This is a genomic window from Streptomyces pactum, assembly GCF_016031615.1.
GTDB classification, from domain to species: domain Bacteria; phylum Actinomycetota; class Actinomycetes; order Streptomycetales; family Streptomycetaceae; genus Streptomyces; species Streptomyces pactus.
In genome coordinates, this window is sequence record NZ_JACYXC010000001.1 from 2,316,359 (window position 1) to 2,333,561 (window position 17,203).

Annotated in this window: 4 protein-coding genes; all 4 read right to left on the reverse strand. The window is 75.6% G+C overall.

What is annotated here, in order from left to right:
* Nucleotides 1–283: 283 nt before the first annotated feature.
* Nucleotides 284–2,122, reverse strand: a complete 1,839-nt coding sequence (locus IHE55_RS08985) for an ArnT family glycosyltransferase (RefSeq protein ID WP_307826583.1) — start codon at nt 2,120–2,122, stop codon at nt 284–286.
* A gap of 116 nt (nt 2,123–2,238) precedes the next feature.
* Nucleotides 2,239–3,510: a glycosyltransferase gene (locus IHE55_RS08990; protein ID WP_197988543.1), complete on the reverse strand. Its 1,272-nt coding sequence runs from the start codon at nt 3,508–3,510 to the stop codon at nt 2,239–2,241.
* 365 nt (nt 3,511–3,875) lie between these two features.
* Nucleotides 3,876–5,129 (reverse strand): cytochrome P450, encoded by a 1,254-nt coding sequence (locus IHE55_RS08995; protein ID WP_197988544.1) that lies wholly within the window; start codon nt 5,127–5,129, stop codon nt 3,876–3,878.
* Nucleotides 5,130–5,187: 58 nt separating this feature from the next.
* Nucleotides 5,188–16,917 (reverse strand): non-ribosomal peptide synthetase, encoded by an 11,730-nt coding sequence (locus IHE55_RS32580; protein ID WP_197988545.1) that lies wholly within the window; start codon nt 16,915–16,917, stop codon nt 5,188–5,190.
* Between the last annotated feature and the right edge of the window lie 286 nt (nt 16,918–17,203).

The following is a 17,203-nucleotide window of genomic DNA, read 5'->3' on the forward strand; positions in this document are numbered from 1 at the left end:
GGACGGGGAAGGGCTGGGAAGGGCTGGTGGGCACCGCCGGCTACACAGAAGTCACAGCTCGCAGCCTGTCCCACGGCTCACGGGGGCGACAACGACAGTGCAAAGAATTAAGTACGCCCGCCGGGCCGGGCGGCGCCGGTCCCTGACGGGGGCGGTGCCGGGTCCCGTGCCGGGCGGCACCGGTCCGGGACCGGTGCCGGTGGGCGGCGGGAGGGCCGCCGCCGGCCGTCCGCGCGGTGGAGGCCGGCCCGGCACTCCCTGCCGGGGGCGCCGGGCCGGCCGGTCAGCGGGGCGCGCAGTCGTAGAGCACCACGTCGTCCAGCCAGCCGAGGGAGGGCGGCGCGGACGGCGGCCGCGGCGGGGCCCCGTACGCGGACGGCGGGACCCGGGCGCAGTGGCCGGCGACCCACTCGGTGCGCCGGACGAAGGCGGGGCCGCCCACCGCCCCGCGGTCCGGGCCCAGCACGTACCGCAGGTCGCCGCCGGCGGACCAGCGGGCCAGCTGGGCGACCGAGGGCGCGTCGTCCTCCCCCAGGAAGCCGCCCATGGCGACGACCCGTTCACCGCCGCCGAGGAGGTAGGGGGCGGCGGCGGAGGCGCCGCGTTCCACGGCGAGGGTGACCCGTTCGCCGCCGGCCCGCGCGGAGACGTACCGCAGGATCTTCGCCTGCACCGGGGTGAGCCGGGCGGTGGCGTCCTCGCCCGGCGGGCCCGCGGCGGGGCCCGCGACGGGGTTGAACCCGGGCATCGCCTGCTCGGTGCCGGGGACGGTCACCGTCCAGACGGCGGGCGCCAGCAGGACCGCCGCCACCGCGGCGACCGCGGCGGCCGGCCCGGCGGTGCCGGCCCGGCGGTGCCGCCGGACGGCGAGGAGCAGCCCGGCGGCGACGGCGCCGGCCGCGAGCACCGGCCACACCAGCCAGCCGTTCCAGTGCGGTGCGCGGCGGATGACCGCCGCGGCCCACCCCACCGTCACCACCACCGTGGCCAGTGCCACCGCCGGCGCCCGGCGGGACCCGCGGCGGTGGGCGCGGGCCAGGGTGACCGCCAGCCCCGCCGACAGCGCGGCGACCGCCGGCGCCAACTGGGTGGTGTAGTAGGGGTGGAAGACCCCGCGCTGGGTGGAGAACACGGCGGCGGCGACCACCAGCCACACCCCCCACAGCACCCACCCGGCGGCGGGGGGTGTGCTCCCGTCGGCCGGGCCCCGGCGCCACCGCACCGCCCGGTGGGCGGCCACCGCGAGGGCCACCGCGCAGACCGGCAGCAGCCAGCTGATCTGCCCGGCGACCTGGTCGTTGAACAGCCGCCCGGGACCGGCCTCGCCGCCGAAACCGCCGGACTGCGCGCCGCCGCCGCTCGCCCCGGTGAGCCGGCCCAGGCCGTTGTACCCGAGCACCAGGTCCCAGGCGGTGCCGTCGGTGCTGCCGCCGATGTACGGGCGGTCGCCGGGCCAGGCGGCGACCGTCACCACCCACCACAGGGAGGCGACGGCGAGCACCGCGCCGGCGGCCAGCAGCCGGCCGAGCCGTGCGGCCCACCTCCCGCCGGCGCCCACCAGCCAGGCGGCGGCGAAGGCGGGGACCACCATCCAGGCGGCGAGCATCTTGGTGAGGAACCCGGTGCCCAGCAGCGCGCCGCACAGGCACAGCCACCCGGTGGCCCGGCGGCCGTCCGGGGCGCGCGCCGCCTCCAGCGCCCGGGTGAGGGCGTAGGCGGCGGCCACCAGCAGCAGCACCAGCAGGGTGTCGGGGTTGTTGTCACGGTTGATCGCGACGGTGACCGGGGTGAGGGTCAGCACCAGGGCGGCGAGCAGCCCGGCCGCCTCACCGGCCCAGCGGCGGACGGTGCGGTGCATCAGCAGGACCGCGGCCACCCCTTCCAGGACCTGCGGCAGCAGCAGCGCCCACCCGTGGAACCCGAAGACCTTGGTGCTGACCACCTGCGGCCACAGGGCGGCCGGCGGCTTGTCCACGGTGAGGACCCCGGCCGGGTCCAGCGAGCCGAACAGGAAGTTCGTCCCGTCGCGGCCCATCGACTTCACGGCCGCCGCGTAGTAGGTGTTGCCCCATCCCAGGGAGCCGAGCGCCCACCCGTGGAGCGCGGCGGCCAGCAGCAGCACGGGCGCCGAGCGCGGCGGGGGCCGCCCAGGGCCGGGCGGCACGGCGGGCGGGGGCGGCGGGCCGGGGCTCCGCTCCGGCCGCCGGGGTCGTCCGGTGGTTCTCCACGGCGCGCCCCTCATTCCGCGGTGGCGCGCCGGGCGCTGCGGAAGACGGCCACCCGCAGCACGGTGAAGCGGACCACCGTCACCACCGCGGAGGAGACGGCGAGCACGGTCGCCTCGGCGGCCGCGGAGGCGTCCGGGTCCAGCTCCTTGAACCCCAGCACGGCCCCGGTGGTGACGAGGTAGCCGAGAAGGAAGAGCCCTCCGGCCCCGAGATGGGCGCGGAGGGCGGGGGTGGCGGAGTGCCGGAAGGTGAGCCGGCGCTGGGCCTCGGTGTTCAGCACGGTGAGGACGAAGAGGGAGACGAGGCTGGCGAGGGCCGGGGCCCACAGGGACCGCAGTAACCAGTACAGCAGCGCCTGGCCCGCGGTGGAGGCCACCCCGATCACCACGAAGCAGCCCAGCTCCCAGGAGAGGGTGGAGCGGTGGGGGTCCGGGGCGAGGACCGCGTCGGGGTGCTCGGCGACCGGGCCGGGGCGGCGGGGCAGGTCCACCGTGGCGGCGCCGGAGGCCCGCAGCCGCGCCATCCGCCACAGGCCCCGCAGGTCCTGGGAGACGGTGCCGGCGATGTCCACCCGGGTGTCCAGGTCCTCCACCCAGTCCACCGGGACCTCGTGGATGCGTAACCGGTTGTGTTCGGCGAGCAGCAGCAGCTCGGTGTCGAAGAACCAGGCGTCGTCCCGGGTGACCTCCAGCAGCGGCCGCAGCACCTCGGTCCGGGCCGCCTTGAACCCGCACTGGGCGTCGCTGAAGCGGGAGCCGTGGGTGAGCCGGATCAGCCGGTTGTACCCGCGGGAGATGAACTCCCGGCGGGGCCCGCGCACGGTGCGGGCGCCCGGGGCGAGCCGGCTGCCGATCGCCAGGTCGGAGTGGCCGCTGGCGAGCGGGGCGATGAGCGGCAGCAGCCCGTCCAGGCCGGTGGACAGGTCCACGTCCATGTAGGCGACGATGTCGGCGTCGCTGGCGGACCAGACGGTGCGCAGGGCGAGCCCGCGCCCCTTGCGGTCCAGGTGCACCACGCCGACGCCGGGCAGTTCACCGCTGAGCCGGTGGGCGGTGGCCAGTGTGGCGTCGGTGCTGGCGTTGTCGGCGACGGTGATGCGCCAGGGGAAGGGGAACCCCTCGGTGAGGCGTGCGTGCAGGGTGCGCACGCAGCCGGGTAACGCGCGTTCCTCGTTGTGGACCGGGATCACGAACTCCACGGTGGCGGTGGCGGGACGGCCGGGCCCGGAGCGGGCGGCGGGACGGAACGTGGCTGACGCTGTGCGGTGGGGGATGGACCTCATGATGTTCCTCCGTACGAGAGGGGCATGGGGCACGTGCGGTACAGGTCAGTGCGTTTGGTGCGGGGTGCGCGCGGGGTCGCGGCGCGCGGGATGTGGTCGTGGTGCCGGTGCGCGGCCGTGGTCGGGCACGCGCGGGGTCGTGGTGCGCGGCACGTGGTCGAGGTGCGCGACGCATGGCGCGTTGACGGGTGCGCGCCCGATCGGCGCGCCGCGGTGCGACGTACGTGGTCGGGTACGCGGTCGTGGTCGGATGCGGGGTCGTGGTGCACCGGCGGGCCGCGGGGCTGCCGGAGGGGCCCGCGGGCGGGCAGGCCGGAGGGCCCGGCACCCCTGACGGAGGGTGCCGGGCCCGCGCCGGCCGCCGGTCAGTCGTCCAGGGTGGCCAGCCCCGCCTCGTCGGGGTGGAACCTCACCGGCAGGTACGACATGCCGTTCATCAGGTTGGAGTGGATGCGCCGCGGCTCACCGGTGAGTTCGAAGCCGGTGGAGAAGGTGCGCAGCGCGTCGAGCATCTCCTTGATCTCCATCCGGGCCAGGAACGCACCGATGCAGAAGTGCGGTCCGTAGCCGAAGGTGATGTGCTTGTTGGGGTGGCGGCCCAGGTCGAGGGTGAACGGGTCGTCGAAGACGGTGTCGTCGCGGTTGGCGGAGATGTTCCACAGGGTGACGATGTCGCCCGCCCTGACGGTCCCGCCGGCCACCTCGATGTCCACCAGTGCCCGGCGGCCGAAGTTCATCACCGGGCTCGCCCAGCGCAGCACCTCCTCACCGGCCGTCTCCAGCGCCACCGAGCCGTCCCGGAGCCGCTGCCACTGCTCCGGTTCGCGGCTGAGGGTGCGGACGGTGTCGATCATGGTGTGCCGGCTGGTCTCGTCGCCGCCCAGGATCAGGCTGTAGCAGTTGAAGACGATGTCCTGGTCGGACAGCGGCACCCCGCGGATCTCGCTCTGCGTGAGGGTGGTGATCACGTCGTCCTGCGGGTTCTCCCGCCGGTCGGCGACCAGGTCGCTGAAGTACAGCAGGATCTCGTTCCGGGCGAGCAGGGCGTCCTCCGGCGCCTGGTCGGCCTCGTCGGAACTGAGCGAGGACTTGGTGAGGTTGAGCAGGAACTCGTGGTCCGAGGCGGGCACGCCCAGCAGGTCGCCGACGGTGGTCAGCGGGATGACCGAGGCGACCTCGGCGGCGAAGTCGCCCTCGCCGCGGCGGATCATCTCCGACACCAGCCGCCGGGTGTTGTACCGGACCCGCTCGGCCACCTTGGCCAGGGCGCGCGGCGAGAACGAGTTGAGCATCACGTTCCGCAGGTCCTTGTGGCGCTGCCCGTCGGTGACCGCCAGCATCTGCCCGGCCGCCGAGTCACCCCCGGCCAGCAGGGTGACCAGCACATTGCCCTTCTCCGAGGTGAGCCGCTGGTTGTCGCGGTACAGGGCCATCACGTCGGCGTGCCGGCTGACCACCCAGAAGCCGGGGTTGCCGTCCAGCGCGGGGTGCCGGTAGAGCGGGTACTCGGCGCGCATCCGGCGCCAGTACGCGTCCATGTCGTGCTCCAGGTAGGACTTGGGGTCCACCAGGTTGACCGATGCGATCTCTTCCGGGATGTCCGTTGTCGGCACGCTCATCTTCCCAACCGTCTCTCGCGTCGTGCGGGTCCGTGACCGGGGTGCGGGGCGCTGGAGGTCACTTCAGCTCCCGCAGCCGGTCGTTCAGTACGCGGCCGATCTCGGCGGCCGCCTGCGGCTGCATCAGGTGCTGGTGGCTGTGGCCGACCACCCGGTACTCGATCCGGCCGCCGATGTGCGGCCGCCACCGCTCGGCCCGCTCCGCCAGCTGCGAGGGCGGCACCGACCGGTCCGGCTCGGCGATCAGCACGAGCAGGTCGCCGGCGTACCGGGCGGGCTCGTGGGCGACGAAGAGCCGGCGGTTGTTGGCGGAGATCCGGGCCAGTGCGGCGATGTTCTCCCCGTCGAGGCTGGCCAGCACCGACTGCCGGGCCCGCAGCATCTCCACCACCCGGTCGTGGGCGAGCGGTTCGTCGCCCAGCTCGTCCAGGTCGTAGCCGACGTGGTCGAGCATCACCCGCAGCGCGTCCTGCTCGTCCGGCAGCCGGTCCGGCAGCGGCTGGGAGCGGTCCAGCGGGTACTCGTCCAGGTTGACCAGGAGCGCCACCCGGTCGCCCTCGTCCTGCAGGTGGGTGGCCATCGCGTGGATCAGGGTGCCGCCCAGCGACCAGCCGAGCAGCACATAGGGGCCGGCCGGCTGGACGCTGCGGATCCGGTCCACGTAGTCGGCCGCCATCTCCTCGATGGTGGCGGGCAGTTCGCCGTCCCCGGTCAGGCCGCGGGCCTGGAGTCCCCAGACCGGGTGCTCGGGGTCCACGTGCCGCAGCAGTGCCGAGTACACCCAGCTCAGCCCGCCCATCGGGTGGACGCAGAACACCGGGGTGCGGCTGCCCCGGGGCCGCAGCGGCAGCAGTACCTCCAGCGCGTCCTGCCCGGTGTCGTCGGTCAGCCGCCCGGCCAGCTCGGCCACGGTCGGCGCGGTGAGCACGGTGCGCATGCCCAGCTTCACACCGAAGGCCGACCGGATGCGGTTGACCAGGGTCATCGACATGATGCTGTCGCCGCCCAGGTCGAAGAAGCTGTCGTGGATGCCGACCGCGTCCACCCCCAGCACCTCGCGGAACACCTCGCAGAGCACCTCTTCGCGGGGGTCGCGCGGACCGGTCCAGTCGCGCGGGTCCAGCCGCGGCGCGGGCAGCGCCCTGCGGTCCACCTTGCCGTTGGCGTTCAGCGGCAGCTCGTCCAGGACCACGAACGCGGCGGGCACCATGTGCTCGGGCACCGAGGCGGCGAGCCGCTCGCGCACCGCGGCCACCTCCAGCCCGTCGCCGGCGGGGACCAGGTAGCCGACCAGGCGCTTGGCGGGGCCCTCGTCGGCGCGCAGGCAGACCACCGCCTGGCCGACCTCGGGGTCGGCGGTCAGCCGGGCCTCGATCTCGCCCAGCTCGACCCGGTAGCCGCGGACCTTCACCTGGTCGTCCACCCGGCCCAGGTACTCCAGCTGTCCGTCGGCGTTCCAGCGCGCCAGGTCGCCGGTGCGGTACAGGCGGGCGCCGGGCGGGCCGAAGGGGGCGGCCACGAAGCGGGACGCGGTGAGCCCGGGGCGGCCCAGGTAGCCGCGGGCCAGCTGGTCGCCGCCGATGTACAGCTCCCCCACCGCGCCGGGCGGGGTGAGCCGCAGCCCGGGGTCGAGCACGTACAGCCGGGTGCCGGGCGTCGGGGTGCCGATCGGCACCGCGCCGGCGGCCACCTCCGCGCCGGGCTCCAGCCGCAGCACCGCGCAGCCGACCGTCGCCTCGGTGGGCCCGTACTCGTTGACCACGGCCGCCTCCGGGTGGGCCGCCCGCCACTCCTGGAGCGTCTCCCCCAGCAGCTGTTCGCCGCCGACCACCAGCTCCCGGGTGGGCGACAGGTCCGGGTCGCCGCCGCCGAGCAGCGCCAGGTGGGACGGGGTGACCTTGAGGAACGCCGGCTGCCGGCGCTCCCCGTCGAGCTGCTCCAGCTCCGCCACGTGCACGCAGCCGCCGCTGACCAGCGGGGCGAACAGCGTGGTCACCGCCATGTCGTAGGAGACCGGGGAGTGCAGCAGCGCGCGTTCGGCCACCGACGGGTACGCCCGGACGGCGTGGTCGATGTAGCGGGCGAGCGCCCGGTGCTCGACCACCACGCCCTTGGGCCGGCCGGTGGAGCCCGAGGTGTAGATCACGTACGCCGGGCTGCCGGCCCGCCACCGCGGCCCGCCGTCCGGCTCCGCCGGGGCGGCCGGCTCCGCGGCCGGTGCGTCGAGCAGCCGGACCGGGGCGCCGGTGTCCGGGAGTCCGGGCGCGATGCCGGAGCGGGTGAGCACCAGCACCGGGCGGGCGTCGGTGAGCACGTGCCGGACCCGGTCGGCCGGGTCGTCCGGGTCGACCGGCAGGTAGCCGCCGCCGGCCCTGAGCACCGCGAGCGCGGCGGTCACCAGCTCCCGGGAGCGGGGCAGCACCAGGGCCACCAGCCGCTCCGGGCCGACCCCGGCCGCGACCAGTCCGGCGGCCAGCCGGGCGGACTCCGCCTCCAGGTCGGCGTAGCTGACCTCGGTGCCGTCGGCGAGCAGCAGCGCCGGGGCGTCCGGGGTGCGGCGGGCCTGCGCCGCGAACCGCTCAGGCACCGGCTGTCCGGCGTCCGGCCGGCCGGTGCCGGCCAGCTCCTCCAGCAGCGCGCGGCGTTCGGCGGCCGACAGCAGGTCGGTCCGGTGCACCGGCTGCTCCGGGGCCGCGGCCAGCGCCTCGACGGCGCGGACCAGCCGGCCGCCGATCGCTTCCACGGCCGCCCGGTCGAACAGGTCGGGCCGGTAGCCCAGGCGCAGCCGCAGGGCGCGTCCGGGCATCACCACCAGGCTGACCGGGTAGTGGTTGGCGTCCGTGCCGTAGGCGCCGACGATGCGCAGGCCCTCCTCCGGCCCGGGCATCCCGCCGTCCTCCAGCGGATAGTTCTCGGTGACCACGATGGTGTCGAACAGCTTGTCGGAGTCGACCAGCCGCAGCAGGTCCTGGAGGCCCAGGAAGTGGTGGTCCATCACCGAGGTCTGCTGGTCCTGCACCCGCCGGAGCAGGTCGGCCCAGCTGCCCCGGGCACCGAGGTCCACGCGCACCGGCACCGTGGTGATGAACAGGCCCACCATGGTCTCCACGCCGGGCAGGTCGGCGGGCCGTCCGGAGACGGTGCTGCCGAAGGTGACGTCGGTGCGGCCGGTGAGCCGGCCCAGCACCACGCCCCAGGCCGCCTGGACGGCGGTGTTGAGGGTGACCTGGCAGCGGCGGGCCACCGCGGTCAGCGCGGCGGTGGTCTCCTCGGACAGTTCGATCAGCACGTCGCCGGGGACGGTGTCGGTCCGCTCGTCGCCGTCGGGGGCGATGAGGGTGGCGCCGTCCACGCCGTCCAGCACCTTCCGCCACGCCTCGCGGGCCGCCTGCCGGTCCTGCCGGGCCAGCCAGGCCAGGTACTCGCGGTACGGGGTGACCTCGGGCAGCGCGGCCGGGTCGCCGCCGGCCTCGTAGAGGGTGAACAGCTCGCGCAGCAGCAGCGGCCCGGACCAGCCGTCGAGCAGCAGGTGGTGGTTGGTCATCAGGAAGCGGGCGAGGTTCTCGCCCATCCGCACCAGGGTGAAGCGGACCAGCGGCGGGCGCTCGGGGTCGAACCGGCGGAGCCGGTCCTGGTCCATCAGGGCGTCCAGCCGGGCGGCGCGCTCGGTCTCGGGCAGGTGGGTGAGGTCCAGCTCGGTCCAGGGCAGTTCCACGTCGCCGAGGATGACCTGCACCGGCCGGCTCAGCCCCTGCTGGCGGAAGCCGGCCCGCAGGTTGGGGTGGCGGCGCAGCAGCGCGGCGGCGGCGGTCCGCAGCAGTCCGGCGTCGAGGTCGCCGGCGAGGTCGATGCCGATCTGGATGGTGTAGAGGTCGGGCTCGTCCTCGTCGAACTGGGCGTGGTAGAGGAGTCCCTCCTGCATCGGGGTGAGCGGCAGGATGTCCTCCAGCGGCTGGGCCGCGGTGGCCTCCACCGCCTCGATCTCCTGCTGGGTCAGCGGGACCAGGGTGAGGTCGGAGGGGCTGTAGCCGCCGCCCTGCGGCTGTTCGGCGTGGGTGACCAGGGCGGTCAGCGCGGTGAACCAGTTCTCGCCCAGCTCGCGCACGTCGGCCTCGTCCAGCAGCTCCCCGGCCCAGGAGACGTCGGCGACCAGCCGCGGCCCGTCGGGCAGGTCCTGGGTCATGGCGTTGACGTCCACCACGTGCGCCAGCGGGCGGTCGGGGTCGCCGGCGCCGTCGAAGTCGAAGCCCTCCGGGGCCGGCCCCCACGGCGTCAGCTCGGTGCGCGGGGTGGTGTCGTCCGCGGCGGCGAACCGGCCCAGGTAGTTGAAGCTGATCTCCGGCTCGGGGAGCCGGGCCAGGACCGCGGAGGTCTGCGGGTTGAGGTGGCGCAGCAGGCCGTATCCGAGTCCGTTGCCGGGGAGTGCGCGCAGCTGCTCCTTGATCTGCTTCAGGGCGGTGCCGGCCGCCGGACCGCCGGACCGGAAGTCCTCCCAGTCGCAGGCTCCGGGGTCCAGCCGCACCGGGAAGAGGCTGGTGAACCAGCCGACGGTGAGCGACAGGTCGGCGCCGTCGTCCAGCTCCTCGCGGCCGTGGCCCTCCAGGTTGACCAGCACCGGTCCCTCGCCGCGGTCGCGCTGCCGGCGCCACTGCGCGACGGCGACGGCGAACGCGGTGAGCAGGACGTCGTTGACCCGGGCGTGGAAGGCCGCCGGCACCGTGGTGAGCAGGGCGGCGGTCTGCTCGGTGGGGAGGTCCAGGAACACCCGCCGGGTGGTGGAGGTCAGGTCCCGGGCGGGGTCCAGCGCCCGGTCGGCCAGGCGCGGTCCGGGGTCGGCGAGGGTGGCCAGCCAGTACTCCAGCTCCTCCACCCGCTCCGGCCGCTGGGCCTCGTCGGTGAGCAGCTGCGCCCACTGGCGGAAGGTGGTGCCCACGGCGTCGAGCCGCGGTGCCCGGCCGTCGGCGGCGGCCTGCCAGGCCTCGGTCAGCTGCGGCAGCAGGATGCGCCAGGAGACGCCGTCCACCGCCAGGTGGTGGATGGTCAGCAGCAGCCGTCCCGGGGTGCCGGGGCCGGCGTCGAACCACACCGCCTGGAGCATCGCCCCGGCCTCCGGGTCCAGCCGGTCCCAGGCGCCGGCGGTCTCCTGTGCGAGCCGGGCGGCGGCGTCCTCGGCGGGCAGCCCGGCCAGGTCCACCCGGCGCAGGCAGTCCGCGGCGCGCACCGTGCCCGGTGCGGTGACCTCCAGGTGCCACACCACGCCGCCGGTGCGGCGCAGCCGCATCCGCAGCACGTCGTGGTGGTCCAGGAGGGTCTGCAGCGCGGCGCGCAGCCGCTCCTCGCCGGCGCCGGGCGGGGTGACGACCATGTTGGTCTGGCTGAACCGGTCCACCCGGCCGCCGCGTTCGCGCATCCAGTGGATGATCGGGGTGAGCGGTACCGGGCCGACCCCGGCGCCGGGCTCGTCGGCGGCCCCGGCGGGCGGCTCGGCGTCCCGCTCACCGGCCGGCTCGTCGTCGCCGAGCGCCTTGGCCAGTTCGGCGACGGTCTTGTGCTCGAACACGTCGCGCGGGGTGAGGGAGATGCCCGCGTTGCGGGCCCGGCGGACCAGCTGGATGGACATGATGCTGTCGCCGCCGACGTCGAAGAAGCTGTCGTGGATGCCGACCGTCTCCTTGCCCAGAATCTGGGCGAACAGGGAGCACAGCAGCTCCTCCCGCTCGGTGCGCGGGGCCGCGGACGGCGCCTCGGAGGTGTAGCCGGGGGCGGGCAGCGCCTTGCGGTCGGTCTTGCCGTTGGGGGTGACCGGCATCGCGTCCAGCAGCACCACGGCGGCGGGCACCATGTACTCCGGGAGTTCGGCGGCGAGCGCCTCGCGCAGCGCTGCGGCGGCCGGGCGGGCGCCGGCGGCGGGCACCGCGTAGGCCACCAGGCGCCGGTCGCCGGGCCGGTCCTCGCGCACCACCACCTCGGCCTGGGCGACCTCGGGCCGGCGCAGCAGCGCGGAGCGGATCTCGCCGGGCTCGATCCGGAAGCCGTGCAGCTTGATCTGCTCGTCGGCGCGGCCGAGGAACATCAGCACCCCGTCCCGGGTCCACCGGGCGAGGTCGCCGGTGCGGTACATCCGGGTGCCGGGCGGGCCGGAGGGGGCGGCGACGAACCGCTCGGCGGTGAGCCCCGGGCGGCCCAGGTAGCCGCGGGCCAGGCCGTCGCCGGTGATGTACAGCTCCCCGGCCACCCCGGGCGGCACCGGCCGCAGCGCCGCGTCGAGCACGTGGACGCGGGTGTGCGGGACCGGGGTGCCGATCGGCGGCTGGACGGGGCCGGACAGCGGGGCGCTGATGGTGGCGCAGACGGTGGTCTCGGTGGGGCCGTACGCGTTGACCATGCGCCGGCCGGCCGACCAGCGGTCGGCCAGCTCGGGCGGGGTGGCCTCGCCGGCGACCAGCAGGGCGACCCCGGCGGGCACCTCGTCGCCGGTCATCACGGCCAGCGCGGCGGGCGGGATGGTGGCCTGGGTGATCCGCTCCTCGGCCAGCAGCGCGGCGAGCGGGGCGCCCGGGTCGAGCCGGGCGGGCGGCGCCATGACGAGCGTGGAGCCGGAGAGCAGGGCCTTGCACAGCTCGGCGAAGGCGGCGTCGAAGCTGGGCGAGGCGAACTGCAGCACCCGGCTGCCCGGGCCCAGGCCCAGCGCCTCGACGTAGCCGGTGAGCAGCGCGGCGAACCCGGCGTGGGTGACCACCACGCCCTTGGGCCGGCCGGTGGAGCCGGAGGTGTGGATGACGTAGGCGGGGTGGTGGACCGACAGCCGCACCTCGGGCGCGGTGTCCGGGGCCCGGTCGAGCCGGGCGGCGGTGTCCGGGTCGTCCAGGACGATCACCGTGGCACCCTCGGCCGGCGGCACCCGGTCCGCCAGCTCCCGGGTGGTGACGACCACGCCGGGGCGGGCGTCGGCGAGCATGTGGGCGAGCCGTTCGGCCGGGTAGGCCGGGTCCAGCGGCAGGTATCCGGCGCCCGCCTTGTGCACGGCGAGCACCGCGGCCGGCCAGTCCACCGTGCGGGGCAGCGCGAGCGCCACGAACGTCTCGGGGGCGGCGCCCGCCTCGCGCAGCAGGTGGGCGAGGCGGTTGGCCCGGCGGTCGAGCGCGGCGTAGCTCAGTTCGGTGCCCCCGCCGGTGACCGCGGGGTCGTCGGGGGCGGCGGCGACCCGGCGCGCGAACAGCTCGGGGAGGGTGGCCGGGGTGATGCCGCGCCCGGTGTCGTTGGCCCGTTCCAGCACCGCGCGCTCGGCGGGCGTGAGCAGGTCGGCGTCGGCCACCCGCAGCTCGGGGTCGGCGGTGAACTGCTCCAGCAGCCGCACCAGGCGGCCGAAGAGGTCCACCACCGTCTCCCGGTCGAACAGGTCGGTCCGGTAGTCGACGAGCGCCCGCATGCCGGCCGGCGTCCCGTCGTCGTCGGTGGCCTCGTTGAAGGTGAAGGCCATGTCGAACTGGGTGGCGCCGGTCGGCACCGGGTACACCTCGGCGTCGATGCCGGGCAGCCCGACCTCCTGGCCGGTGGCGGCCTCGATGTTCTGCACGTTGAGCCAGACCTGGAACAGCGGGTGCCAGGCGAGCGACCGCTCGGGGTTGAGCAGTTCCACCAGGCGCTCGAAGGGCACCTCCTGGTGGGTGTAGGCGGCCAGGTCGAACTCGCGCACCCGGTCCAGCAGTTCCCGGAAGGTGGGGTTGCCGCTCACGTCGGTGCGGAGCACCAGGGTGTTGATGAAGAAGCCGACCATGCCCTCCAGGGCCTTGTCGTTCCGGCCGGCGATGGGGGAGCCGAGCGGGATGTCGGTGCCGGCGCCGACGGAGGACAGCAGCGAGGCGAGTCCGGCCTGGAGGACCATGAACAGGCTGGTGCGGGTCTGCCGGGCGACGTCGTTCAGCGCCCGGTACAGCTCGGGCGACAGGGCGAGTTCGACCGTCTCGGCGGTGTAGTCGGCGTCGTCCGGGCGGGGCCGGTCGGTGGGCAGCCGCAGGACGTCGGGCACCCCCTCCAGACGCCGGCGCCAGAAGTCCAGCTGGGCGCTGACCAGGCTGTCCGGGTCGTCCTCGGCGCCGAGCACCCGGTAGTTCCACAGCGTGTAGTCGGCGTACTGGGCCGGCAGCGGCTCCCAGGCCGGGGCCCGGCCCGCGGCCCGGGCCAGGTAGGCGGTGGTCAGGTCGGCGGCGAACGGGCCCATCGACCAGCCGTCGGCGGCGATGTGGTGCAGGACCACGAGCAGCACGTGGTCGTCCGGGCCCAGCTCGAACAGCGTCACCCGCAGCGGGGTCTCGGTGGCCAGGTCGAAGTCGCGCGCGGTGCGTGCCGCGATCACCGCGTCCAGCTCCGCCTCGGCGACCGGGGTCACCTCCAGCTCGGCGGCGCCCTGCCCGGGGTCCAGGACCAGCTGGCGGGCGGCGCCGTCGGTCTCGGGGAAGACCGTGCGCAGCGTCTCGTGCCGGATGCTGACGTCCCGGACGGCGGCCCGCAGCGCCTCGGTGTCCAGCGGGCCGCGCAGCCGCTGCGCCATGGTGAGGTTGTGCGCGCCGGCGCTGTTCTCGAAGCGGTTGAGGAACCACAGGCGGCGCTGGGCGTAGGAGAGCGGGATGCGCTCGGGGCGGTCCACCGGGCGCACCGGCGGGCGGGCGTCGCCGGCGCCGCGCAGCAGGGCGGCGAGCCCGGCGACGGTGGGGGCCTCCCACAGGGCGCGCAGCGGCAGTTCCACGCCGAACGCCGCGCGGACCCGGCTGATCAGCCGGGTGGCGTGCAGCGAGTGGCCGCCCAGGTGGAAGAAGTTGTCGTCGGTGCCGACCGCCGGCAGGCCCAGGATCTCGGCGAAGAGGTTGGCCAGGATCTCCTCCTGCGGGGTGCGCGGGGCCCCGCCGGTGGTCCGGGCGGTGATGTCGGGCGCGGGCAGCGCGTTGCGGTCGGTCTTGCCGTTGGGGGTGCGGGGCAGTTCGGGGAGGACCACGACCGCCGCGGGCACCATGTACTCGGGCAGCCGGGCCGCGACGCCGTCGCGGATGCCGGCCACCGTCACCTCGGTGTCCGGCGCGGGCACCACGTAGGCCACCAGGCGCTGTTCGCCGCCGTCCGCGCGGGCCACCACGGCGGCCTGCGACACCTGCGGCAGCTCGCCCAGGACGGCCTCGATCTCGCCCGGTTCGATGCGGAAGCCGCGGATCTTGACCTGGTCGTCGGAGCGGCCGACGAACTCCAGGTCGCCGCCGGCGGTCCAGCGCACCACGTCGCCGGTGCGGTACATCCGCTCGCCGGGGCCGCCGAACGGGCAGGCCACGAAGCGCTCGGCGGTCAGGCCCGGGCGGCCCACGTAGCCGCGGGCCACGCCGTCCCCGGCGATGTAGAGGTCACCGGGGACGCCGGGCGGCGCCGGGGTGAGGCCGGCGTCCAGCACGTAGACCCGGGTGCGGGTGACCGGCCGGCCGATCGCCGGGGTGCCCCCGGTGCCGTCCAGCCGGGCGGCGGTGGACCACACGGTGGTCTCGGTGGGGCCGTAGAGGTTGGTGACGCCGGCCGTCAGCCCGGTGAGCCGGGCGGCCAGCGGGGCGGGCAGCGCCTCGCCGCCGACGAGCGCGCGCAGCCCGGCCAGCGCGTCCGGGCGGTCGGCCGCCAGCGCCTGCCACAGGGTGGGGGTGGCCTGCATGACGGTGGCCCCGGTGCGGGTCAGCAGGTCGGCCAGGCGCGGGATGTCGCGCACCTCGTCCCGGGTGGCGAGGACCACCGTGGCGCCGCTCACCAGCGGCACGTACAGCTCCAGGGCGGCGATGTCGAAGGCGACGGTGGTGACGGCGGCGAGCCGGTCACCGGGGCCCAGTGCGCACCGCTCGCGCATGTCGGCGACGAAGTTGGCCAGGTTGTCGCGGGTGACCACGACGCCCTTGGGCCGCCCGGTGGAGCCGGAGGTGTAGATGGTGTACGCCGGGTGGGCGCCGGCGGTGTGCGGGGCGGGTCCGGCGCCGGCGGCCGGGGCGGCGAGCCGGTCCCGGACGTCCGGGTCGTCCAGCAGGAGCCGGACCGGGCCGCCGGCGGTGTCCGCGGGCGCCGCCGAGGAGTCGGTGACCAGCACGGCGGGGGCGGCGTCGGCGAGGATGTACGCGGTCCGGTCGGCCGGGTGCTCCGGGTCCAGCGGCACGTATCCGGCGCCGGTGCGGGCCACCGCGAGCAGGGTGGCCACCAGGTCCGCGGAGCGGGGCAGCGCCACCGCCACCCGCACCTCGGGGCCGGCGCCCAGGCCGGTGAGGAGCCGGGCGATCCGGGCGGCCCGGTCGTCCAGTTCGCGGTAGCTGACCTCGGTGCCGCCGGCGATGACGGCCACCGCGTCCGGGGTGGCGGCCGCGGCGGCGGCGAACAGCTCGGGCACCGGCACCGGCGGGGTGCCGGAGCCGGTGTCGTTCCGCTCGTGCAGCAGCAGGTGCCGCTGCCGAGCGGTGAGCACCTCGGTGCGGCCGACCGGCAGCGCGGGGTCGGCGGCGAGCTGTTCCAGCACGCGGTGGAAGGCGTCCAGCACGCCCTGGGCGGCGTCCCGGTCGTACAGGTCCGGGCGGTGGTTCAGGCGCAGCCGCAGGGTGGGGCCCGGGGTGGGGAAGAGGGTGAGCGGGTAGTGGGTGGCGTCCTGGCCGGTGACGTCGGTGATGCGCGGGCCGGTGTCCTCCTCGGCCGCGCCGTCGCCGGCGGAGTCCAGCGGGTAGTTCTCGTAGACCACCAGGGTGTCGAACAGCTCGCCGGTGACCGGGGTCTGGGCCTGCACGGCCGGCAGCGGCAGGTGGTGGTGGTCGATGAGCGCGGTCTGCTGCTCATGGACCGCGGTGAGCAGCTCGGTCCAGGTGCGGGCGGGGTCGGTGCGGACCCGGACCGGCAGGGTGTTGATGAACATCCCGACCATGGACTCCACGCCGGGGATCTCCGCGGGGCGGCCGGAGACGGTGGCGCCGAAGACCACGTCGGTGCGGCCGGTGAGCCGGCCCAGCAGCACGCCCCAGGCGCTCTGCACCACGGTGTTGAGGGTGACGCCGGTGGCGCGGGCGAGGTCCTGGAGCCGGCCGGTCAGCTCCGCGGGCACCTCGGTGACCAGGTCCTCCGGCGGTACCGCGGCGCCGCGGTCGGCGCCGGGTACGAGCAGGGTCGGCCCGTCCACGCCGTCCAGCGCGTCCCGCCAGGCCCGCAGTGCCCGGTCCTTGTCCTGCCCGGCCAGCCAGGTGAAGTAGGAGCGGTACGGGGTGACCGGCGGCAGGGTGGTGTCCTCCCCGCCGGCCCGGTAGTGCCGGAACAGCTCCTGCATGACCAGCGGCGAGGACCAGCCGTCGAGCAGGATGTGGTGGGCGGTGAGCACCAGCCAGAAGGTGTCCGCCGCCGTGTGGATCATGGTCAGCCGCAGCAGCGGCGGCCGGTCCATGTCGAAGCGCCGCATCCGGTCGCGCAGGGTGTGCTCCCGCACCCGTGCGGTCAGTTCGTCCCCGGTCAGGCCGGTGAAGTCCACCTCGGTGAGCGGCAGTTCGACCTCGCGCAGGATGACCTGCATCGGATCGCCGTTCTTCCGGCGGCGGAAGGCGGCGCGCAGCCCGGCGTGCCGGCGCACCAGCGAGGCCGCGGCGCGACGCATCGCCGCGGTGTCCACCGGACCCTCGATCCGGACCGCCAGCTGCACCGTGTACACGTCCAGCGCCTCGTCGGCGTACTGGGCGTGGAAGAGCAGCCCTTCCTGGAGCGGCGACAAGGGTAGAAGGTCCTCGATGCGTGACTGCTTCACTGCACGTGCTCCCTGGGCGTCTTCGTGAGGTCGGGAAGTGAGGGGTCCGGTCGGGCGGGCGGTGGGTGCGGCGCCGCCCCGGCGGTCGGTGCGCACCGGGCGTCGCGACGGGCGGGGGCGGCGGCGAGCGGCCTGGGCGAGGGCATGGGCACGGGGCACGGGTGGCGGGCGGACCCGCCGTCACGCAGGACGAGTGGTGCCTGACGCCCGCCTGCGAAGCTCACCGCTTGCGACGGTACCGGCAGCACCGCCCGGCACAGAGGGGCACATCAACAACTCGGAAGTG